The organism is Enterobacter cloacae complex sp. 394I7 (assembly GCF_057320345.1).
Genome location: NZ_JBXWCR010000002.1, coordinates 462,910 through 486,250 on the forward strand (window position 1 = coordinate 462,910; position 23,341 = coordinate 486,250).

The 23,341-nt window shown below is 58.6% G+C and carries 13 protein-coding genes; 6 read left to right on the forward strand and 7 right to left on the reverse strand.

The window, feature by feature from the left end:
• The first annotated feature begins 4 nt into the window (after positions 1–4).
• Positions 5–739, forward strand: a complete 735-nt coding sequence (locus tag AC2FAP_RS13305; protein WP_449541522.1) for a class I SAM-dependent methyltransferase — start codon at positions 5–7, stop codon at positions 737–739.
• Here the strand turns inward: AC2FAP_RS13305 and AC2FAP_RS13310 are convergent.
• Complete coding sequence (locus AC2FAP_RS13310; protein ID WP_449541523.1) at positions 733–1,335, reverse strand: short chain dehydrogenase; 603 nt, start codon at positions 1,333–1,335, stop codon at positions 733–735. The genes AC2FAP_RS13305 and AC2FAP_RS13310 overlap by 7 nt on opposite strands.
• A 97-nt stretch (positions 1,336–1,432) precedes the next feature.
• Between AC2FAP_RS13310 and AC2FAP_RS13315 the strand changes: the two genes are divergently transcribed.
• The 3 genes from AC2FAP_RS13315 to AC2FAP_RS13325 all read left to right on the forward strand — a co-directional run bounded on the left by AC2FAP_RS13315 (position 1,433) and on the right by AC2FAP_RS13325 (position 4,192).
• Complete coding sequence (locus AC2FAP_RS13315) at positions 1,433–2,341, forward strand: LysR family transcriptional regulator (protein WP_149376081.1); 909 nt, start codon at positions 1,433–1,435, stop codon at positions 2,339–2,341.
• Positions 2,342–2,406: 65 nt separating this feature from the next.
• Positions 2,407–3,588: an aminotransferase-like domain-containing protein gene (locus tag AC2FAP_RS13320; RefSeq protein ID WP_449541524.1), complete on the forward strand. Its 1,182-nt coding sequence runs from the start codon at positions 2,407–2,409 to the stop codon at positions 3,586–3,588.
• An 85-nt stretch (positions 3,589–3,673) separates the two neighbouring features.
• Positions 3,674–4,192, forward strand: a complete 519-nt coding sequence (locus AC2FAP_RS13325) for a DUF6622 family protein (RefSeq protein ID WP_449541525.1) — start codon at positions 3,674–3,676, stop codon at positions 4,190–4,192.
• 2 nt (positions 4,193–4,194) lie between these two features.
• Here the strand turns inward: AC2FAP_RS13325 and AC2FAP_RS13330 are convergent, their stop codons facing one another.
• On the reverse strand, positions 4,195–4,614 hold the full coding sequence (locus AC2FAP_RS13330) for a nuclear transport factor 2 family protein (protein ID WP_185791273.1): 420 nt from the start codon (positions 4,612–4,614) through the stop codon (positions 4,195–4,197).
• Between the two features lie 69 nt (positions 4,615–4,683).
• On the opposite strand from AC2FAP_RS13330, the gene AC2FAP_RS13335 reads away from it, so the two are divergent.
• Positions 4,684–5,442, forward strand: a complete 759-nt coding sequence (locus AC2FAP_RS13335) for an AraC family transcriptional regulator (protein WP_485452950.1) — start codon at positions 4,684–4,686, stop codon at positions 5,440–5,442.
• Here AC2FAP_RS13335 and nudI read toward each other — a convergent pair.
• From nudI to AC2FAP_RS13360, 5 genes are all read right to left on the reverse strand, one after another.
• Positions 5,414–5,839 carry a nucleoside triphosphatase NudI gene (gene nudI, locus AC2FAP_RS13340; protein ID WP_032680438.1) on the reverse strand — a complete coding sequence of 142 codons (426 nt, stop codon included), beginning with the start codon at positions 5,837–5,839 and terminating at the stop codon, positions 5,414–5,416. The two genes, AC2FAP_RS13335 and nudI, sit on opposite strands and share 29 nt — an antisense overlap.
• Positions 5,840–6,010: 171 nt before the next feature.
• Positions 6,011–7,180 carry a beta-barrel domain-containing protein gene (locus AC2FAP_RS13345; RefSeq protein ID WP_086462978.1) on the reverse strand — a complete coding sequence of 390 codons (1,170 nt, stop codon included), beginning with the start codon at positions 7,178–7,180 and terminating at the stop codon, positions 6,011–6,013.
• A 10-nt stretch (positions 7,181–7,190) separates the two neighbouring features.
• Positions 7,191–9,389, reverse strand: coding sequence for a type I secretion system permease/ATPase (locus tag AC2FAP_RS13350; RefSeq protein WP_068794939.1), 2,199 nt, complete (start codon positions 9,387–9,389; stop codon positions 7,191–7,193).
• Positions 9,386–10,789, reverse strand: coding sequence for a TolC family outer membrane protein (locus AC2FAP_RS13355; RefSeq protein ID WP_449541527.1), 1,404 nt, complete (start codon positions 10,787–10,789; stop codon positions 9,386–9,388). The genes AC2FAP_RS13350 and AC2FAP_RS13355 overlap by 4 nt, the downstream gene beginning before the upstream one ends.
• Before the next feature lie 79 nt (positions 10,790–10,868).
• Positions 10,869–22,043 carry a BapA/Bap/LapF family large adhesin gene (locus AC2FAP_RS13360; protein ID WP_449541528.1) on the reverse strand — a complete coding sequence of 3,725 codons (11,175 nt, stop codon included), beginning with the start codon at positions 22,041–22,043 and terminating at the stop codon, positions 10,869–10,871.
• A gap of 767 nt (positions 22,044–22,810) precedes the next feature.
• Between AC2FAP_RS13360 and AC2FAP_RS13365 the strand changes: the two genes are divergently transcribed.
• On the forward strand, positions 22,811–23,338 hold the full coding sequence (locus tag AC2FAP_RS13365) for a tetratricopeptide repeat protein (protein ID WP_032678808.1): 528 nt from the start codon (positions 22,811–22,813) through the stop codon (positions 23,336–23,338).
• The last annotated feature ends 3 nt before the right edge of the window (positions 23,339–23,341 follow it).

A 23,341-nucleotide genomic window follows, 5' to 3' on the forward strand; every position in this document is an offset into this window, starting at 1 on the left:
CGTCATGGCACAAAACATCTACGACAACCCGGCGTTTTTTGAAGGCTATGCCCGGCTACCGCGTTCGGTGCAGGGTCTGGACGGCGCACCGGAATGGCCTGCGCTGAAAAGCATGCTGCCACCGTTATCCGGCAAGTCAGTTATCGATCTTGGCTGCGGTTACGGTTGGTTCTGTCGCGCTGCACGCACGCTGGGGGCGGCAGAAGTGACCGGCGTTGATCTCTCCGAAAAGATGCTCGCCCGGGCGGCTGAACTGACGGACGACGCGCAAATACACTATCAGCGCAGCGATCTGGCATCTCTGGTGTTACCTGAGAACAGCGTTGATTTGATCTACAGTTCACTGGCGCTGCACTACCTGCCGGCGCTGGAGACCCTGTTTGAGAAAATCCGGCGGGCGCTTAAACCCGGCGGCAGCCTCGTCTTTTCAATGGAACATCCGATTTACACCTGCGCCACACGTCAGGGCTGGCTGACCGACGACAACGGCGAGCGTTTCTGGGGCGTTAATCGCTATCAGGATGAGGGCGAGCGCGTCAGCAACTGGCTGGCGGACGGGGTGATCAAATACCACCGTACGCTCGGTACCACGCTCAATGCGCTTATTAAGGCGGAGCTGACAATAACGGAAGTGAACGAATGGGGACCAACGCAGGCACAAATTGATGCCTGGCCCGCGCTGGCCGAAGAGGCGGAACGTCCGATGCTGGTCCTGATTTCTGCCGCTAAGGCTCAGTAACCCACTTTATACACCCGTCCATTCTGCACCCCTTCCACGCTGCGACGATAGGCCTGCGCCACCGTTGCGGCGGGAACACTTTCAAAGCCCGGGAAGAAGCCTTCGTACGCTTCCGCTGATTCGGTAAGCACCGTCGGGCTAATCAGGTTGATGCGGATCCCGCGCGGGAGTTCACAGGCCGCGGCGCGGACAAACCCTTCCAGGGCGGCGTTCACCGTGGTGGCATTCACCCCCTGAGCGATAGGCTCATGCGCCACGATCCCGCTTATCAGGGTGATGGAGCCGCCTTCGTTGAGATAATGCTGGCCGGTCAATGCCAGACGAACCTGTCCCAGCAGCTTATCCTGCAAGCCCTGGTTGAAATCGCTGTCTTTCATGGTCGTGAGCGGGCCGAAGTGTAGGCCGCCACTGGCAGAGACAATCGCATCCACCGCACCGATGTTTTCAAACAATGCCTGCACGCTGGCCTGAGAGGTGATATCCACCTGGTAGTCGCCCTGCGTACGACCCACGCGGATCACGTCGTGGCGACGGCTCAGCTCTTCTGTTACCGCACGACCGACCGTACCGCTGGCACCAATAATCACGATTTTCATAGCTGACTCCTTAGGTTGTGAGCCTTCATTCTTTAATAAATCAAAACTCAGATAAACTGGGCTAAAGTTAGAGGATTGCTAACCAGGGGTTTGGAATATGGATAAGCTTCGCAGCATGGAGACCTTCATTGCTGTCGTTGAGAGCGGCAGTTTTACCGGCGCGGCAGGCCGGCTGGAGATGTCGGCGGTGATGGTGGGGAAGTACATTGCGTTGCTGGAGTCTCAGCTCGGCACCCGGCTGCTGGAGCGAAACACGCGGCGTCAAAGCCTGACGGACGCCGGGCGGGTCTATTTCGACGAGGCGAAGCGGGTGCTGGAGCAGGTTTCTATCGCCGAAAGCGCGGTTGAGCGACTGCGTGCGGCCCCAGCCGGGACCTTGCGGGTCACTGCGCCCACCTCGTTTGGGGGTTGTGTGATAGCCCCCCTCACCGCGACCTTTTTACAGCGCTACCCGGACGTGCGCGTGGAGCTGGATCTGACCAACCGGATGGTGGATCTGGTAGATGAAGGGGTCGATCTGGCCATTCGCATCGGTGACATTCATAACGACGATCTGGTGGCGAAATACCTCTGCCCGTACCGAATGGTGATCTGCGCGGCCCCGGCGTATCTGGCGCGTTACGGCACGCCGCGAACGCCTGCCGATCTGGCGGATCATCTCTGCCTGTCACACACGGTGTGGACCGCACGTAACGAATGGCGGCTGCCGGGGGGTGAAGGCGAGATGCGCTGGAAGCGCGATGCCATTCTGCGCTGCAACGATGGCTATGGGCTACGGATGGCGGCGAGAGCGGGGGCGGGATTATTACTGCAACCCGAAGTGCTGGTGGCAGAAGAGCTGGCGAGCGGCAGGCTGGTGCAGGTGCTGGAGAACTACACGCCTGCGCCACGACCGGTACATTTGCTGTGGCGCCAGGATTTACGTCCGCTACCCAAGCTCACGCAATTTGTCGCGCATATTCTGCAGGGCGCGGAATATTTCGGCCATGCAGTTGAAGAAAAGTAATTATCAAAGCCGCAGACTTATGCTACTAAGATTAGGCACATTATAAAAAAGAAGGTAAGCAAAGAATGTCTGTGAATAAACTCGCCAGCAGCGCACAGGGCCTGCAATCATCTGCCATCCGTGAATTATTAAAACATAGCAAAATGGCCGGGGTGATTTCGCTGGGTGGCGGTATTCCTAACCCTGCACTGTTCGATCATGAAGGCCTGAAAATTGCCGCTGATGCCGTATTATCACAGCATTTTGGTGAAGCTTTTCAGTACGGTCTGACCGAAGGCATCCCGGGGCTGCGTGAAGAAATTAAGCTCATCTGTGAAGGCCGCGGGATCTCCTGCAAGGCCGATGACGTGGTCATTACGTCCGGTTCGCAACAATCTCTCGACGTGCTGGCGCGGGCGTTAATTAACCCGGGCGATACCGTCGTCGTCGAACGTCCAACGTATCTCGCGGCACTGCAGGTATTTGGTCTGGCACAGGCCAACTTTGAATCCGTGGGCACCGATGGCGACGGAATGAAAGTGGATGAACTTGAAGCACTGGTGGCGAATAAAACCATCAAGGCGGTTTATATTGTTCCGACATTTGGTAACCCGGGTGGGGTAACGCTTTCTGAAGTGCGTCGTAAACAGCTGGTGGAATTATCGAAGCGCTATGACTTCGTTATTATCGAAGACGATCCGTACAGCGAAATTAATTATACCGATGAAGTGTTCCGCCCGTTAATTGCCCATGCCAAAGATATCGGCAATGAAGAGAACGTCGTCTATACCTCGACCTTCTCCAAAATCCTCGCGCCGGGCACTCGTGTGGGCTGGGTGCTGGTACCGGAGTGGCTGAAACGCGCGGTGGTTAATCTCAAGCAAACCACCGATCTGCACACCAGCACGCTGTCACAGCTGATGACCTACGAGTACCTGAAAACCGGTCGTCTGGCCGATCAGATTAAAATGATCCGTGAAGCCTACCGCCAGAAATACCAGACCTTTGCAAATGAACTGGAGGCGGAACTGGGTGAGGTCATGACGTTCCATAAGCCGAAGGGCGGAATGTTCCTGTGGGCCAAAATGAACAATGGCATTAACACCACGCGCTGGCTGGAAAAAACGTTAAGCAACGGTGTGGTTTTTGTGCCGGGTGAGTTCTTCTATTGCAATGAGCCAGACCATACGACGCTCCGCATGTCGTTTGTCACGCCAACCGATGAAGAGCTGAAAGAGGCGGTTCGTCGCCTGAAAAAATCGCTGTAACAGACCTGCGCATAATGGCCCCTGTGCTGTTATGCGCATTACTTGTGCAGTGCGGCCAGCGCCGCAAGCGTTCATGGTGAATCCCATGTTTGAATTTCTGATCGGTATCCTCACGCACACCCCCGTCTGGGTGTGGGTTCTGTTTATCTTTCTCATCTCCCGCGGCCTCAACGCCCGTAAGCCTGCCACCGTTACGCTGGAAAGGCTGGCCATCATTCCTGCCATCTTTCTTATCTGGGATATCTACGATCTGGTGGTCTATCGCGATCTTACTCTCGCGACGGTGGCCCTTTGGGTTGCGGGGATTGTGGCGGGCGCGGCGCTGGGGTATGTGCTGATTAAGCAGACGGTCATCACCCGCACCGACGCGCCGCGTACCCTTTATCGCCAGCCTGACAACACGGCACTGCCGTTTATGATGCTGGCATTTGGGGTGAAATACGTGCTGGGGGTGATGAACGCCCTCTCTCCCCAGACGTTGCAACAGCCCGCCATGAGCGCGCTGGCGATAGTCTCCGGCGGGGTATTTGCCGGAGTGTTTATCGGGAAGTTTACGCGCTATGTAGGGGTATATCTCAGCGGCGCACCGCAACCGGCTGACTAACGTTAGCGCGTTGCATGGGCCAGCGTGCGAGCAGAAGCTTCACCGTTGGCTACTCGCGTGACTTCGTGGATCCGGCAGATTTTTCCTGCACATAGCGTGGCAAACATATAAACCTCTATTTCAGCCTGATGGCCTTCGGGATACGTGACGGTCACGATATGCCGGTCAGCCAGCAGTGTGTCATGACACCCTATCTGTTCCACGCGGAAGGCGATATCGCGGATCTGCGAACGCACGTGCTCCAGGTGCTGAATAAATCCAGAATAATCAAGAGAGTGACCGTCCGTGATCTGCTGATACGCTGGCGAAAAAACGTCTTTCGGATCAATCTCGCCTTTAAACAGGCCGGTCAGTAAACGGGACATTTCCTCACGCAAAATAGCATTGTCAGACTGGGTAATCAGGCGGGTGATGATGTTCATGGTGACTCCTCGTTGCGTTGAGTCGCCATTATCCTTGACAGACAGAGACGTAGTTTCTGTAATAAGCCAATGAATACCGATTTTCGGCCAAATAACGTGGTCAGCTTCGAGACACTTTTGCATCCAGGTGGATACCATACGCCGTGGCACAGCCATCGGGCCGGTCAGCTCTGGCGGATTACGACGGGTCTGCTGGTTGTCGAAACAGCGTCTGGGCGTTCGGTTGTACCGGCGCAACATATCGGCTGGATCCCGCCCGGTCAGGAGCATGCTGCCTTTTCCGGGAGTGCGATTGAGGGTCGTGCGATCTATCTGGATCCCGCATGGTGTGAAGCGCTGCCCGGTGAAACGACGCTTTTCGAACCCGACGAGCTCACCAGCGCGCTGTTTTCACGCTTAAACGCTGAAGGAAGCGGGTACGATCCGCGAAAGCTCACCCTGCTGCTGGATGAACTGGCGCGGGGCCGTCAGGTGCGCTATCTGCTGCCCATGCCAGCCGATCCCCGATTAAAGAAGGTAGCCAGCCATCTGATGCTACGTGTGGACGACAACCAGACGGTTGAGCACTATGCCTCCCTTGCGGGAATGAGCGTGCGGACATTCCACCGTCGGTTTAGCGCGGAAACGGGAATGAACGTTGTTAACTGGCGGCAACTTGCCCGCGTCATGCGGGCAATGGAGTGGCTGGCAGCAGGTAAACCGGTTGGCTGGATCGCGCTGTCGTGCGGCTACAACAGTATCAGCGCGTTTATTGAGGTTTTCAGGGCCTTTACCGGCAAAACGCCCGGGCAGTGGGCGCTTAAAGAAGCCCCTTCTGTGCAAAGGTAATGCGCGTGGCTTCGTTCAGATCCAGTGCTTTGATCGCTTCCGGGCGAACCCAGGCAACCTCCTGAAACTCGTCGTTAAACGTCACCTGCCGATTTGCGCTGATGCAGTCGAAAATCAGGTAAATCATATAAATCTCTTCCGTGGTGCCATCGGCATAGGTTTTCACCCGAATGTCGTCGCGAAACGCCCAGGGTTTGACCTCCGTGATCTCCAGCGCGTCGCCCAGCTCTTCGCGAATTTCACGGCGCAGCGCCTGCTCCATGGTTTCTCCCGGCTCCATCCCGCCGCCCGATAACGCCCACTGGCCGGGAAATACGCCGCGGTCATCGGCCATTTTGCACAGCAGATACGCCCCGTCGTTCTGAATGATGGGGCAGACAATAGTTCGTTGACGCATGGTTTCTTCCTGAAAAATGAGTTTGGGCTATTTTAACAGAAGGCGGAAAGGGAAAAGGTAAACGAGGTCAGACTTTCGCCGCTGGGTTAAGCGGTATTGTTGCGGGTTACGGATGCCATGACTCCGGCCCTCTTCCACGGGCAGAGGGCCGGACAAACAAACCGCCAGTGATTAGCGCTCTCGCAGCGCCTCTTTCGCCCGGTTGAACGGCTTGATCATGTAATCCAGTACCGTTTTCTCACCGGTTTTAATGTCCACCGTCGCAATCATCCCCGGCACGATTGAGAAGTGCCTGCCTGCTTTATTCACCAGGTAATCCTGGCTGGTGCGGATAAATACCCGGTAATAGAACACTTCCGGCTTGGCTTCGTCCTGAATAGTGTCCGGCGAAATGGTTTCAACCACGCCGTGCAGTCCGCCATAAATGGCGTAATCGTAGGCGGTGATTTTTACCAGCGCTTCCTGATTCGGGTGGATAAAGGCGATATCGCGCGGGGAGAGGCGGGTTTCGATCAGCAGGTGATCGTCCACCGGCACAATCTCCATCAGCTCGCCGTTAGGCGGGATGACGCCACCGATGGTGGTGACTTTGATGTTTTTCACGATCCCGCGCACCGGAGATTTCACCGTTAAGCGGGTCACTGAATCCTCGCGGCCTTTGAGGATCGCCGAGACCATATCCACTTCAGCGTTGGCCTTGGATAACGCCTCGCGGGCCTGAACATAGTACTGAGATCGCACGTCGGTGAGTTTCAGCTCCAGATCGCTTTTCTGCCGCTGCAGGCGCAGTACCTCCACGTGGCTGGCGGCGCCGGTTTTCACCAGACGCTGAGTGATCGCCAGCTCCTTATTCGCAAGATCCAATGCCGCACGCAGCTCCCGCTGGGTATCTTCCAGCTGCGCACGGCGTGAGTTATAGAGCCGGGTTTCGGCGGCGGTCAGATCGGTCCACTTCGCCAGCGAAGGGGGAAATTTCAGCGGCAGATCGTTTACCTCGGCGTACAGTCGCACGCTGGAGGCCAGCGAGGCACGGTAGCGCGCCGCGCTTTCACCAACGTTAGATTCTGAACGCGTGGGATCGAGTCGCGCCAGCACTTGTCCGGCCTGCACCTGGTCACCCTCATGGACGTTCAGCTCGGTAAGGATCCCCCCGTCGAGCGACTGTAAAACCTGCTCGCGCGAACTGGGGATCACTTTGCCCGTGCCGGTTGAGACTTCATCCAGCACGCCAAACCACGCCCAGACGCCGAGTACCACGAACATCAGTAAAGAGAAGATAACAATCCGCCGCGCACCGGTGTAGCCGCTTTCGGAGTCGAGCGCATTGTCCAGGTCGTCCATTGCGGCGACGTCACGCTGACTGATTTTCATTTTTCCACTCCCGTCCGGTTGCTGCCTGCTGCTGCTGTTGTTGCATGCGGCTGTTGTTCAGCGCCTGCGCTTTCGGCGCGTCCATCACCAGCATTCCCTCTTTGAGCACCACGACCCGCTCCACCAGTTCCAGCACCGGCACGCGATGCGTGGCGACAATCAGGGTGCGGTTGCCAAGCCAGGCGCTCAGACGCTGGATAAATTCCCGCTCGGTGTGCTCATCGAGCGACGCAGTCGGTTCATCCATCAGCACAATATTGGGGTCGCGAAGCAGCATGCGCGCCAGCAGAATGGATTGCCGCTGGCCGCCGGATAACCCCACGCCGTTCTCCATAATCGGGTAGTCCAGACCCTTCGGCAGTTTCTGCACAAAGCCCGCAGCGCCGGTTAACTCCAGCACCTCGAAAATCTCCTCATCGGTGGCGCGCGGCATGCCGAGGGTGATGTTTTCGCGCAGGGTGCCATAAAAGAGCCGGGCGTTCTGGGTCATAAAGCCGACGTTACGCCGGACATCGGCGACATCGAGGTGCGGGAGGCTGAAGTTATCGAGTCGCAATTCACCGCCGGCGAGATCCATTCCACCCGCCATCGCCTGCAGCAGGGTCGATTTTCCGGCGCCGTTACGCCCGAGGATCGCCACTTTTTCGCCTGGCTTAATCTCCAGACGGTTAATGCGCAGGGCCATGCGCGGATCTTCCGGGTGATAGCGGAACTGCGCCTGCTCGAAAAGATAGTGACCGCGCAGTACGTCCTGGCGGATCGGCGTCTCCTCACGCTGGTTTTCTGTGGGGAGCTGCATGATGCTGTCCAGTCCCTCTTTCGCCGCTTTGACCTGCTGCCAGCGCGCCAGCACGCCGCACAGGGTGGCCATCGGAGCGATCATGCGTGAGGCCAGCATTGAGGCGGCGACCACCGAACCGGTCGTCAGCGTGCCGTCGATCACCATCGGCGCACCGACCACGATCACCCCGGCATAGACCAGGCTCTGAATCGTCATTCCCCAGCTGATCAGGTTCTGGGTCAGTTCACGGGTGCGCAGGCCAGATTCAGCGGTGATCTGGATGTAGCTGTTCCACTGCTGCAAAAAGCGGTTTTCCGCCTGCATCAGCTTTATGTCCTCCAGCCCCTGCACGCTCTCCACCAGCACGGCGTTGCGCAGGGTGGATTCATGCGCCGACTGCTTCGCGAGCTCTGCCAGCTTTTTCTGCAGCAGCAGACCGGGCAGGACCATGATCACTGCGGCGACCGGTGCGATCCACGCCAGTTGGGGAGCGATGATTGCCAGCACCACCACAAACAGGAAAAAGAAGGGCAGATCGACAATTGTGGAGATGGTGGAGGAGGTGACCATCTCGCGGATCTGCTCCAGCTCGCGTAGCTGGGAGATAAAGCTGCCGGTCGAGCGAGGGATAGCGCTGTTGCGCAGCCGCAGGGCGTGACCGAAGACCCGATCCGATACGCGCAGATCGGAGCGTTTGCCCAGCAGATCCATAATGTGCCCGCGTGCCACGCGCAGCACAAAGCCAAACAGGGTGGCGATCAGCACGCCGATGGTCAGGACATACAGCGTCGGGTAGGACTGCGCGGGGATCACCCGGTCATACACCTGCATGGAAAAGACAATCCCCGACAGGGACAGGACGTTAATGAACAGCGCGGCGAGCATTACCCAGCTGTAGGGGCGCAAGTCGCGCATTACCAGCCGGTAAAGCCAGTCCGGACGGTATTTCGAAATATAGGCATCCACGCGGCTGTCTTTCAGCGCGGCCAGTGGACGCAGGGCAATGACGTGGCGGATGGCGGGCAGCATGGCGGTCATCGAAAGCCGGTTGGTGTAGGTCCGATCGTCGAAAAAGCTGACCTCCAGCGTATCGTCGCCATCGAAATGTTCGATCACGCCGATCCTGCCGTCGTTCATTGCCGCCACGACCGGCAGACGCCAGCTGTTGATCGCCTGCTGATCCGCCGTCAGCAGCTGAAACGACAGCCCTGCTTCACGGGCCAGCTGAGTCAGTGCAGGCACCATCGGTTTGCCTTTTAGCCACGGCGCGCCCGCGAGCAGCGCACCAGGGGAGCAGGCAACGCGGTAGCGCGTGGCGACAAAACCAAAGGCCTGCGCCCACTGCGCCAGGGCCTCATCCGTCATGGTCTCACCTTGCGGGATATCGCGTTGCTTCATGGCTGGATCTCCACGGTCTGGATGGTGCGGTTATCAAGATCGAACGCGTGACGCAATTGCCCGGTGTTATAGAGGCAGTTGAGCTGCAGCTGGTGCAACTGTCCGAGGGTCTGCTGCTGGGTAAAACGCGCCTGATAGACCTCCTGCTCGGCATTAAGCACATCGAGCAGCGGGCGCGAACCCAGATCGAGATATTGCTGCTGATAGAGTTCACGGGTGCGGGCGCTGAGCGCCTCCTGACGGCCCTGAATCTGCAGCGTGCTCAGCAGGCTTAATACCTGGCTGCGCGACTCCAGCAGCTTCTGGCGTACCTCGAGGCGGGTACGCTGAATGGTGGACTGTGCGGCTTCTACCGCGTGGCCTGCGGCGTTACGCCGGGCGGTGAGGCCGCCGCCCTGATAGAGCGGCATCTGCACTTTCACCCATGCAGAGTATTGGGTGCGATCCCGCGTTTCGTTACCCGCATAGCGTTCGTTCAGGTAGTGGCGCACCTCCGGCTCCAGCGAGACGGTCGGTGTCATCTGGGCGTCGGCGTAGTCGAGATTGGCCTGGGCAACGTTAGCCTGCGCCCAGGCGGCTAATACTGCCGGGACCAGGCGATCGTCCGGCTCGGCAATGTCGCAGCTGCGGGCCAGCTTTTGTGGAAAATCGTTGCTGATCGTGTTGAGAGTGTTCCAGCCAAGGAAGCTCATCAACGTGGCACGGGCGCTGTCGAGGCTGGCCTGGTACTGCATCAGCTGGGCGCGTGCGCCTTCGATACGTGCATCGGTCTGCACCACGTCAGAGAGTGAGGTGGCGCCTTCGTCATTACGCTGGCGGGTGAGGGTACCAATCGAAGAGAGCGCCTCAAGCTGCTCTTTGGCGGTGTCGACCATTTGCTGCCAGGTTTGCACCTGCACCATCGCGATGGCGGTATCGTGAGCGATGGTGTCGATGCTGACCAGCACGTTGGCCTGCTGCTGGGCGACGCCGGCACTTTCTGCACGCACCTGGCTTGCCACCTTGCCAAAGTCGTACAGCATTTGTGAGAGGGAGAGTACCAGCGACGGGGTGAAGCCATTATCGTCGCCGTCGTGGGTATAACCGTTATCCATGCCGGCATTAATTTGCGGATAGTATTTCGATTTGGCGACATCCACCTCTTCGCTTTGTTGGTAGAGTTTCCCCACGGCTTCACTGATGGCCGGGTGCCAGGTGACGGCGCGGTTGACGGCTTCGCCAAGCTGCAGCGTGCCGGGGGCAGCCTTGCTGACGACAGGCGCCACGCGGCCATTCAGAGAGGGGAGTTCCTGCGTTTCACGGAGTTGTCCGGTATTGATCATCGCCGCCGGCGTCGCGGAGATGGCGGGCACAGATATCAGGCAGCACGAGAGCCACCAGTAAGGCATCTTCATTCCCATGTCTTATCCCTAATAAAAATGTACTGCTTTATTGTTTATGCCCGGGCGCTGTGCGCCCGGGTCATTTGTGCAGGTGCTATCAGGTAACGATGTGTTGCTGGTTCACTAACTCGTCGTAGGTGGTCTGGACGTTATCCAGCGTCACGAGCGTCGTATTAGTGTAGGTGCTCCCTGAACCATCACGGTCGATGGAGATCACGGTATTGCCATTACTATTAGTAACATGCAGATAATTACCGAGCGTTGAGCTGCTCCCGTTCCAGCCCACCAGCAGATCGCCGATATCGATTTTGTCCCCCTGCGTGAGCGAGAAGTTGGTCCAGTGATCGCCGGCAGTGCTGCTGACGTTGCCCGCGGTGGCGTTGCCTGCGGTGGCGTTCAGCACCTGGTAAATCAGGGTGTCGCCGTAGGCGGTGCCGGTAATGACGTCGTTATGTTCCGAGCTGATGAACTGCGGCGCCATATTGATGGTCAGCGTGGCACTGTCTGTTTTCCCGTCGGCATCTGTCAGGGTGTAGTTGAAGGTCTCCTTCGAGGTGATGGTTGAGAGCGACACCCCGGTGTTGAGGGTGTAGGTGTAGTGGCCGTCCGCAGCAATTGCCAGCGTGCCGTAATGGCCGACGACGTTGACCGTTGCGCTGCCGGTGTACGGATCCAGCGTGGTGGTCACGCCGTTGTAGCCGGTCACGCTGAGGCGGGTATCCACTGAGTGCAACTGATCCATCGCCCCGGCAGAGTCGGTGCCATCGAAGATGTTGCCGTCAACGGTGTGGCCGCTGGTAGAGTCGAACTGGGTCAGCGAGTAGGTGGTGCCGTTCACGCTTGGGGTAATGGTAATGTTCCCCACGCTGAGCCCCGGTACACTACCGGTATAGCTCAGCGTATAGGTTCCGGCATTCAGGTCCAGCCCGGAGAGCGCGATGTCGATATTGCCACCCAACAGCGAACCGCCGCTGAAGGAGCCGCTGCGAACAACATTCGAACCGTCACTGATTGACCAGTTCACCGTCAGGCCGCCCAATGCCAGCAGCGATGCCACGTTAAAGTGCAGCGACACGTTATGCAGCGCGGTGTTCGGATCCACCACGAAGGTTCCACTCCCGCTGCCCTGGGTTGATGACAGCAGCGCGGTTGTCCAGCTGGCCGTCCCGACGGTGGTATCCGAGTAGGTCGTCGTGTGATGTACCGAGGTGACGTCCATCGCGGTACTGACATCGTTGACCGCATCCATCGCCCGCGCGGTTGGGGTGATGTTGAGCGATGCCGTATCCTTCGCCCCGTTTGGTCCGGTGATGGTATAGACAAACGTATCCGGCGTACTGATCGCGTCAGCACCCACACCGGCTTTCAGGGTGTAGGTGTACTGTCCGGACGCATTGATGCTCAGCGTGCCGTATTCCCCCTGGATGTCGGTCAGGCCGCTGCTGTTCACCGCCACGCCGTTCACTTCTGATACCACCGCGCCGGTTGCGACATCGTTATCCAGCACATCTCCGGTGGTGGTCTCGCCCACGCTCGACACGCTGTAGACATGATCTTCCAGCACGTTCAGCGTGTAGGCGGTCAGGGCGGTGATCCCTGCAGCCGTATTCAGCAGGAAGAGGTACTCCCCGGCAGGCAGGTTCAGCGTCAGCTGAGACGAGGTACCGCCCAGCAACGGCGCACGCAGCCAGCCCGGTTCGACGCGCATCTGCTCGAAGGTCTGCGTCGCGTTATTGAACTTGTAGACATACAGGTCGAATACCGACGCCAGCGCCACACCGCCCACGGAAGCCTGAATGGTCATGGTGCGGGTGGTACCTTCCTCCACGTTATAGATGATCGGATTGCTCAGATCGTCCAGCAGGTTCAGCCCCAGCGTGTTGCCGAGATTGATCCCCACCACGGTAAAGCCGCCCTGCGACGAGGTGCCGTTATTGATTTCATGGACCGAGGTGTCAAAGGTCAGCGAGGCCGTGTCATCCACCGCCACAATACCGTTAGCGGTAGTACCGGCACCCAGCGACAGTACCAGGTTCGCCGACGCGCTGACGCCGTTATGGGTGATGGTGTAGGTGAAGCTCTCTGTCCGGCCTACGACCGAGGCGCTGGTGTCGGTCAGGTTGTAGGTGTAGCTGCCATCGCGGTTAATGGTCAGCGTACCGTACTGGCCCTGAACAACCGTGCCGTCGGCATTCACGCTGGTGGTGACACCCAGTGCGTTGGTGACAGCAGAGACAGTAGTGCCTGCCGGGGCGTTGTCGCTGCCCGCGGTCGGGTCGGCGTCGAGAATTACGTTACCGTTCAGGCTGGTGTCGCCCGTCACGGTACCGGCGCTGGTTTCTTTCACCGCCACATCGAGGCTGGTGTAGGAGCCGGTCGCCAGCAGGTTAGTGTTATAGCTCAGCACCCGGTAGTCGCCGTTCGCCAGCCCGGTCAGGTTCAGCGATACGCCGGTAGCCCCGAGGGTCAGCAGATCGGCAAACTGGGGTTGTCCGGTATCCACCACGGTAGTCCAGGTACCGTTGACGCTGTCCCAGCGCTGTACCACCAGCTCAAGGGTATTGAGCAGGGAGAGCACCGCACCCGTGGCATTGGCGTTCACCACAATATCCGCATTGCCGCCGCTGCCCACCGTGAAGTCCACCTGGGCAGTATCATTACCCAGCAACGTGAGAACGTTGCCTACGGCACCCACCAGCAGGAAGCCATAATCACTGTACTGGCTGTTGGTGACGGTGGCCGTGGTGCTGATATCCAGCTCTTCGACGTTATTGCTGGCGGAGAGCGGGACGACCGGTGCGAGGGCTGAGCCTGGCTGCGACGTATTACCTGCGGCATCGGTGGCGGTGATCTGCAGCGTCTGACCTTCCGTCTGTTTATTGAGGAAGGTATAGCTGTAGGTGCCGTTGCTGCCCGCGATTGTGGTCACCGTGCTGCCATCGCCAAGACGGATAGAGACGGTGCTGCCTGCCTCCGCGTTACCGGTCAATACGCTACCGTCAGCGTTAAAGGTTCCGGTTGGGGCCGTTGGTGCCGTCAGATCGACAATCACGCTGGTGGCGGAAGAGACCGGGCTGGTGCCCGAACTGTTCGTCGCCGTGGCGGTAAAGGCGTGAGAGCCTTCGCTTAACGCCGGGGTGGTGAAGGTCCAGTTGCCTGAACTATCTGCCACTGCCGTTCCCATTGACACGCCGTTGTTATACAGCGTGACGGTGGTGCCTGGCAGGGCCGTACCACTCAGGGTTGGCGTGGTGTCGTCAGTGGTTTTACCGTTGGTCAGGTTACCGGTGACGGTGCCGACGTTATCGTTAATGGTGGTGATAAGCGGTGCGTTCGGCACCGGCGTTGCAGGGGCAATCACCGACGTGCTGACACCGGCGTTACCCGCCTTATCGGTGGCATAGACCAGCAGTGATTCACCGTTGGTTTGGGCCGGCGTGATTGTCGCGTTAAAGTTTCCGCTGCCGTCAGCCGTCGCGGTACCGAGCACTGTTCCGGTACTGGTGGTGATGGTAACGGTGCTACCCGCTTCGGCGGTTCCGGTGACGTGTGTACCGTTGGTGATCACGGCAAGGCTTGCCGGCACGTTCGGTGCAGTCAGATCCACGGTAATGGTGGTGGTGGCCGATGGCGTACTGGTGTTGCCCGCGGCATCGGTGGCGGTGGCGGTGAAGTTATGCGTGCCTTCCGTCAGTGTGGTGGTGGTTTGCGGTAGCGTCCAGTTGCCGTTCGCATCGGCGGTGACCGTGCCGACAAGCGTCGTGCCGTCATAGATGCGCACCGTCGCGTTGGCTTCGGCGGTCCCGTTCAGCGCTGGACGCGCGTCATTGGTCGGGTTATTGCCGGTTACCGGTCCGGTGATGCTGCCGACATCATCGACAACCGCACTGATGACCGGCGCAGCTGGCGCGGCGGCATCCACGTTGATCACATAGGCGGTGGTCGGGGCGCTGGTATTGCCCGCGGCATCGGTGGCGGTAAAGGTCAGGCTGTGTGACCCGTTGCTCAGCGCCGGAGAAGGGGTAAAGCTCCATGCCCCGCCGGTCGCGACCGCGCTACCAATCTGGACGCCGTTATCGAAAATTTTCACCGTGGCGCCCGCTTCCGCCGTACCCGTGAGGGTAGGCTGCGCGTCGTTAGTCAATCCGCCATTGGCAATCGGCGTAGCCGCATTGCCCACATCATCCACAATGCTGCTCAGCACCGGCAGGGCTGGTGGCGTCGTGTCGATAGTCAGGCTAAAGGCCGCTGACGAAACGCTGATATTACCCGCTGCATCCGTGGCCTGCGCGGTGAAGCTATGCGCGCCCGTGGCTAAGGTGGTCGTGAGCAAGATACTCCAGTTGCCACTGGCATCCGCGGTGCCCGTTCCGACAAGCGTTGTGCCTTCGTAGATATTCACAGTCGCAAACGGCTCACTGGTCCCGACAAGCCGTGGCACGGTGTCGTCGGTCGTCTGTCCTGAACTGAGCGGGCCGGTGATGCTGCCCACATCGTCAACGGCCTGGCTGATAACCGGCGCATTAGGGGCACTGGTATCAACAACCAGCGTAAAGCCAGGCGACGCCGGGCTGACGTTCCCCGCCGCGTCGGTCGCGGTCGCGGTCCAGGTATGGCTGCCATTGCTCAGCGCTGATGACGGCGTAAAGCTCCATGCTCCGGTGCCATCCGCCAGCGCGGTGCCGACCGGCTGTCCGTTCTCATAGATGGTCACCGTGGCGTTGGCTGCCGCGGTGCCCGTCAACGTTGGCGTGGTGTCGTCGGTACTTTGCCCGGAAGTCAGCGGCGTCTGTACGCTGCCTGCGTTGTCTCCCGCGGTCGTGATGGCCGGTGCCGCCGGTGGTGCCGTATCCACTGTCAGGTTAAACGGTGCCGTCGTGCTGCCGGTGTTGCCAGCCGCATCGGTGGCATTGAAGGTGATGGCATGAGGCCCGTCACTCAGGGCGGTGTCAGGCGTGTAGGTCCAGTTCCCCTGGGCATTAACCACCGCGGTGCCAATCTCGTTGCCATCCACAATGATATGCACTGTGGCACCCACTTCGCCCGTACCGTTGAAGGTCGGACGCGCGTCGTTGGTGCTGTTGCCGGTAGTGAGCGTACCGGTGACCGGGCCGACGTCGTCAATCACACTGCTGACCAGTGGCGCAGCAGGACCTGTTGCATCCACGGTAAAGGCAAAGACCGACGAGTTTGCTGACGCATTGCCTGTCGCATCGGTGGCGTAGGCGCGAAGGAGATAGTTGCCGTCGCCCAGCGGCGTGCTCGGGGTAAAGGTCCAGTTACCACTTCCGTCGACGGTCGCAAGGCCAATTTGCGTACCGTTATTCATGATATGGATTGTACTGCCCGGTTGTCCGGTGCCGCCGATCGTCGGGGTGGTGTCGTTGGTGACTTGCCCGCTGGTGAGGTTGCCGGTCACGCCGCCAGGGGCATTGTCGTTAACCGTATCCAGCGTTGGAACCGTTGGCGCCGTCAGGTCAACCACGACGTTCCAGCCGTTAGATACCTGGCTGACGTTGCCCTGTGGGTCGGTGGCGGTAACGGTGAAGGCGTGGGGCCCTTCACCGAGCGCGGTGTCAGGGGTGAACGTCCAGGCACCGGTGCCGTCAGCTGTGACCACGGCAATCTGGGTACCGCCGTCGAAAATTTTCACCACGCTGTTCGCTTCCGCCGTCCCCGAAAGGGTTGGCGTGGCGTCGTTGGTAGGGTCACCGCTGACTACCGTGGTGGCGGCGTTACCGACATTATCCGTTACGTTAGTGATCACCGGCGTGGTGGAAACCGTATCAACGACGATGGTGAAGCCTGTCGACAGACCACTTTCATTGCCCGCGGGATCGGTCTCGCGGATGGTCAGAACGTTATTGCCCTCCGCCAGCGCAGGCGGTGTGAAGACCCAGGTCCCCGTATTGCCGACCTCTGCGGTACCCAGCAGGGTTCCGTTGCTGTAAACGGAGATGATATCGCCCACCGTGCCGGAGCCGGTAAGGGTAGGCTGGTTGTCGTTGGTGGTCTGCCCGTTGGTGAGTTGACCAGTGCCAGGGCCGACATCATCAATCACTGAGCCAATGGTTGGCGTGTCCGGTGCGGTGAGGTCAACGGTGACGGTTGCAACCGGCGAGCGGCCGCTGGTCGAGAGCCCGACCGTCGCGGTCACTTCAAAGGTGTGCAGCCCTTCACCCAGCGCAATCAGTGGGGTATAGCTCCAGTTACCGTCCGCATCAGCAATCACGTTGATCAGCGGAACCGCGATGCCGTCCTGGTAGATGGTGATAATGCTGCCCGCTTCGGCCGTACCCACGAGTGTCGGGGTAATGTCGTTGGTGGTTTTGTCTTTCACGTCGCCGGTGACAGGCGTTTCATCATCGTTAATCGCCGTAATGATGGGCACATCCGGAAGATTCGGCAGCGTACCGGTGACGGTGTAGGATGCCTCAGGACTGAGGTTGCCCGCGGCATCGGTCGCGGTCACCGTCAGCACAGCGCCATCCGTTTGGGCTGGGCTGAGCGCGATGGAGAAGGTGCCACCGGTGGCTACGCCTGTACCGAGAACATTACCATTGTTATCGGTTACAGTGATGGTAGCCCCCGCTTCGGCGGTGCCGGTCAATGGAGTACCTTGAGCGGCTATGCCAGTAACCGCGGGAGCAGCCGGATCCAGAGTATCGACGTTAACGCTAAGCGGTGCAGAGCTACCGGACGTATTGCCAGCCGGATCGACCGCGGAGACGGTGAAGGTATGCGGGCCTTCCGTCAGCGTGCTGTCGGCGGTCCAGCTCCAGTTGCCGTCCGATTGTACCGTTACCGGCACTGTGGATGCTGTACCGTCTACGGAGACGATAACGGTGGTACCCGGTTCGCCGGTGCCCGTGAGGGTCGGCGTGCCGTCACGGGTATAAAGCACATTGCTTGTGGGCTGGCTGTCAGACACCGCGTTAATCAGCGGGATTTCTGGCGCAGTGGTATCAACGGTGACGGTGAAGACCGGGCTGAGGCCGCTGACGTTACCCGCAGCATCGACTGCCGCAACGGTGATGTTGAGTGGGCCATCAGTCTGGGTCGGAAGATCGAGAGACCACTCGCCATTGCTGCCGATTTCGACGCGTCCTAGTTCAACGCCATTGTTATAAACGATGACCGTTTCGCCCGCAGGGCCGGTACCGCCCACACCGGGGGTAGTATCCGTGGTAACACCACCGTCTGGCTTACCGCCAACGGCGCTAATGACAGGCGTATCAGGTGCCACGGTATCAACGGTAATAGTGATCCCCGGTGACGCCGCCGAAACGTTACCGGCTTCGTCGGTGGCGGTGGCGGTAAATTCGTGGCTTCCCTCATCAATGCTGGCGTCAGGGCGCCAGCTCCAGTTGCCGTTGCTGTCTACGGTGACGCGACCCACTTCGGTAGCAGGCTGACCATTAATGCTGTCATAAATAATAACCACATCGTTCGCTGTGCCGGTGCCGCTCAGGACCGGACGCGGATCGTTCGTGGTTTCCCCGTCGGCAACCGGTCCGGTTATCTGGCTGACGCTGTCCGTAATCACCGGTGCTGCTGGCGTAGCTGGCGGGTCGGTGTCAATGGTGATGGTCACCGGCTGGGACGGGGCGCTTTCGTTGCCCGCGCCGTCCTTGTTGGTGACGGTCAGGGTGATGTCGTAGGTACCGTTGGCCAGTGGGGTATCCGGTGTCCATGTCCAGTTACCGTTGCTGTCCACCTCGGCGTCACCAATTTTGTCGGTGCCGTTGTAGATAGTCACGGTATCGCCCGGATTGCCGGTGCCGCTCAGCGTCGGCGTGGTATCGCGGGTGGTCTCTCCCGGGTTCAGCGGGGTTTCTGTTGTGCCGCCGTCAGGGTTCACGGTGATCTCTGGCGTCTCCGGCGTGGCGGGTGCCACGGTATCGACCACCAGCACAAACGGGCTGGAGACGGTCGTATTCCCGGCGGTATCGGTCGCATGAACTGTCAGAGAGTGCGAGCCGTTGGTGAGCGGGGTGGTAGGGGTGAAGCTCCAGCCGCCGGTACCGTCGAGTGTGGCGGTACCGAGCAGGGTATTGCCATCATAAAGCGTAATAACCGTACCTGCCGGCGCGCTACCCTGCAGCAACGGTTGCGTGTCATCCGTGGTGTCGCCGCTGGTGAGCGGGCCCTGAACGTCACCGACGTCATCGGTTACGGTTGTGATGGTCGCCGCCGGTGGCGGGGTGATATCGACCGTAAAGGTGAAGCCGCCTGACGGCAGGCTGATGTTACCTGCCGCGTCGGTGGTGACGGCGGTCAGGGTATGCTCACCGTTACCAATCGGTGTGCCTGGCGTAAATGTCCACGCGCCGCCGCTACCGACCAGCGCGGTGCCGATATCAACACCGTCCAGACGAATGGTGACCGTTGAGCCCGGTTCTGCAGTGCCGTTGAGTGTCGGGGTTGGATCGTTCGTAATGGCACCTGCGGTGAGCGCACCTGTGCTTCCCTGAACATCGTCCACCACTTGCGAAATTACCGGTACTTCGGGTGCGGTACCGTCGACAGTGATACTCCAGGCATTTGATGGCCCGCTTGGGTTACCGGCGGCGTCAACTGCCGTTGCCGTCAGCACGTGGCCGCCATCAGCAAGCGGTGAGGATGGCGTGATGCTCCATACGCCAGATGCCGGAACGAGTACCGTGCCGATGACCGTGCCGCCGCTGGAGAGCGTGATGGTTGTGCCAGGCTCGCCCGTTCCGTTTATGGTTGGTGTCCGGTCATTAGTGAGCCCGTTCTGGGCGACAGGGCCCGTAGTGGCAGAGGCATCGTCGTCCACTGAAACGATAACCGGCGTTTGCGCGGCGGTAATATCCGGCGCAATGGCAGGGGTTGTTGGCCCGGTATTGCCGGCGGGATCGGTGGCATCTGCGGTCAGGGTTTCACCGTTGGCTTTTGGTGGGGTCAGCGTGACGGTGAAGCTGCCGTCGTCATTGGCTTTCGCCTCGCCAACCGTGACGCCATTTTCACGGATGGTCACGGTGCTGCCCGGCTCTGCGGTACCTGTCACTTTGGTACCGTCATCTGAGACAACAACGTTATCCGGAGCCAGTGGCGCCGTGGTATCTGGTGCATCGGCTGTAGCGGGCAGGCTGGCGTTACCGCTGCCGTCGGTTGCCACGACCGTCAGCACTTCACCGTTGGTCTGTGCAGGACTAATAACCGCCGTAAAGTTGCCATCGCTGTTGGCGGTGGTTTCACCGATGACCGCGCCGTTAGGATCTTTAATGGTGACGGTGCTGCCTGGCTCCGCCGTGCCGCTGACGCTCTGGCCGTTTTCTGCCACCTGAAGGTTGCCGGGGGCGACAGGAGGGGTTGTGTCCGTAGCCGTGACGGTCGCAGGTGTGCTCTGGTTACCTGCAGCATCAGACGCCACCACGGAGATCTGCTGGCCGTTAGTTTGCGCCGGCGTTAACGTGGCAACGAAGTTGCCGTTACCGTCCGTTGTCGTCCGGCCAATTATGGTGCCGTCGCTGCTGGTGATGACAATGCTGCTGTTTGGCTCGGCAGTGCCGGTAATCTGCGTGCCTGCCGGATTAAGCGTGATGTCGGGCGTTTCCGGCGGCGTGGTATCGACAATGAAGTTGATTGGCTGCGACAACCCACTCTGGTTCCCGGCAGCGTCGGTGACCTGCACCGTTATAGAGTGAGCCCCCTCCGAAAGCGGTTTGTCCGGTGTGATGCTCCAGGTGCCGTTGGGCTGAACTTTAACGGTCGCAATGGGCACGCCGTTATCAAAAATCGTAATTGCCCCACCGGGCTCTCCTCTCCCTGCAAGAACAGGTTTAGCGGCATCAGTGAACAGGCCAGAGGTAATTGCGCCTTTGATGGCACCCGTTTCATCGTTCAGCACGATGGCGGTTGGCGCAGTTGGTGCGGTGAGATCGACGGTAACGGTGAACACCGGGGAAGCCGGTCCGGTGTTACCGGCGGCGTCGGTTGCCCGGACGGTGAGCTGATGCGTGCTTTCGCTGAGATTGATCGAAGGGGTAAACGTCCAGGTGCCGTTGCTGGCAACGACAGCGGTGCCAATCGCGATCCCGCCATCATAAATGGTGACCGTAGATCCGGCTTCCGCGGTGCCGGTAAGCTGTGGTCGCTGATCGTTGGTGCTACCACCGTTACTGACCGAGCCGGTGACAGGATTGGTATCGTCTGACACGAGCGTGATGGCCGGCGCTGTGGGGGCGACGGTATCCACCACAAAGGTCACGGCGCCGGAGGCTGGGCTGGTGTTACCTGCCGCGTCGGTCGCGGTGGTGGTAATGGAATGGCTTCCGTTAGCGAGATTTGTACCCGGGGTAAAGGTCCAGTTTCCGCTGGCATCAACCTTGGTCGTGCCAATCGGCTGACCATTATCGTACAGGGTGACGGTACTGCCTGCTTCGCCGATGCCGCTGAAGGTGGGGCGGGCATCATCGGTACGCTGACCGTTAGTCAGCGGTCCGGTTTCTCCGCCAACGTCGTCATTCACTATTACGATATCGGGCGCATCGGGTGCGGTGGTATCCGGTGCTGTAACATGCCCGGCCTGGCTGGTATTGCCTGATGAGTCGGTTGCTGTGGCGGTAAGTTGCTCGCCATTCGTCAGCGGCGTGCCCAGAACAATGGTGAATTTGCCGTCGCTACCGGTTTTACCCGTGCCGACCAGATTGCCGTCCGCGTCTTTCAGCGTAATCGTACTGCCGGGTTCAGCAGTACCTGTGACAGTTTTACCATCTGAGGAGAAGTGAAGGTTGGAAGGCGCATTTGGCGGTGTGGTATCCGGATCGGAAGGATTGCCCGGCGTGCCGGGGTTCGTATTGTCATCATCATCGTCGCCACCCCCTCCGCCGCCGCTGCTTGCCGCGACAGCGATCCCGCCTGCGACAGCAAGACCACCGAGTACCCATGGCCAGATGGCTGCGCCACCGGTATCACCGCCTGAGGCCGCCAGTAATACGTCCGTGGAGGCGATAGATTCGTAGGTAGCAGCCCCGGTAGGATCTTCAATCCACCACAGCGCACCGTCACTCTCTTCCAGGACCAGCTGACTCACCCCCTCCGCGTCGGTGACGTAGAAATTCTTCAGGGTAATGACCTCGCCAGAGTGCAGCGTGACCACCAGATCGTTACCACTGCGGGCGAAGTGGGAGACATCGGCTCGCTCTACATGAAGCTCAACGATAGAGGAATGGCTCAGCGTAACCTGTGTGCCTTCCGTGGTAGTTTCCACGCCAGTAAGTTTCGATATAACAGAGATTTGGCTCATTTAGGTATTACTCCAGCAGAGTTGTCGTGAACGGCGTGCAAGATGCGCCATCTCTGCGGAAGGTAAAGCACGCCCCCGGCGGAGTTGCTGTTATTTACGCAGCACTCACCGTTATTTTTTTAGAGCGAACGATGCCCGCCATAATCCAGAGTGGCAACATCAGAGCGAATCTAATTACTCATGAGAGAGAATGTCGTTTATTTGTATTTTTGTGTTGTATAAAACCCTGTAATTAATAGAGGTATTGGTTTTGACGATATAAAAATGATATAGCCAGAAAAGTCTGAATGTGCAAATTAAGCATCTGTAAACACTGTATGAAGCGTTGAAGGGGGCATTAATTCATAGCTGGCTATTATAATTTTAAAAATATAACATGTTGTATTTATTGTTTTTTTATTTGTTTGTAAAATGCGGTGTTTTATCATTTGCCATGAATAAATATTTAGCAGGGGACTTTTTTTAGGATGGCGTTAAACGCTATTGTTTATGCCGGCTTAATGTGCGTTTAAGTTAGGGTAACGTTTTTGATATAACATATATTATGTTAGTAATTAATTAAAAATATATTCTTGTGCGGTGCCGGGATTCTGCTACTGAGAGAAAAATAATAACTAACAGGGAGTAAAGATAAAATATCCCGGTCAACATTTAATGGGGATACGACGTCAACATGATTCTGAGAAAAAAAGAGGGGCCCGGGAATGAATAAAATGCATCGCTCACGCGTTTACTGACGTCATTCCCATTTCACCCTGGAGCCTTTTATGAACACGACCTCTGTGCGTTTGATCCCGGTGCTGATTTTTTCCCTGTTGTCTCCTCTCGCGCTGGCGATGGGCGATAATAGTACCGAGAGTAAAACACCCGACTGTCCGTCCGGACAGGTGTATGACAGTGCAACTCAGAAATGTGTGCCCGATAAGAGCAGCAGCCTTAGCGATCAGGACAAAACCAACTATGCCTATCACCTTGCTAAAAAAGGCGAGTACCAGGCGGCGCTGAACCTTCTTGATTCGCTAAAAAATAACAACACGGCTGAAGCATGGAACTATCGCGGGTATGCCACCCGCAAACTGGGTCGTACGGATGAAGGTATCGGTTACTACCAGCGTGCGCTGGCTATCGCCCCGGATTATGCCAAAGCCCGTGAATACCTGGGCGAGGCGTGGATGGTCAAGGGACGGCCGGATCTGGCCAAAGAGCAACTGAAAGTGATTGCCGGTATTTGCGGCCAGTCCTGTGAAGAGTACCGTGACCTGCAGGCTGCCATTAACGGACATCCGGAATCCTGATTT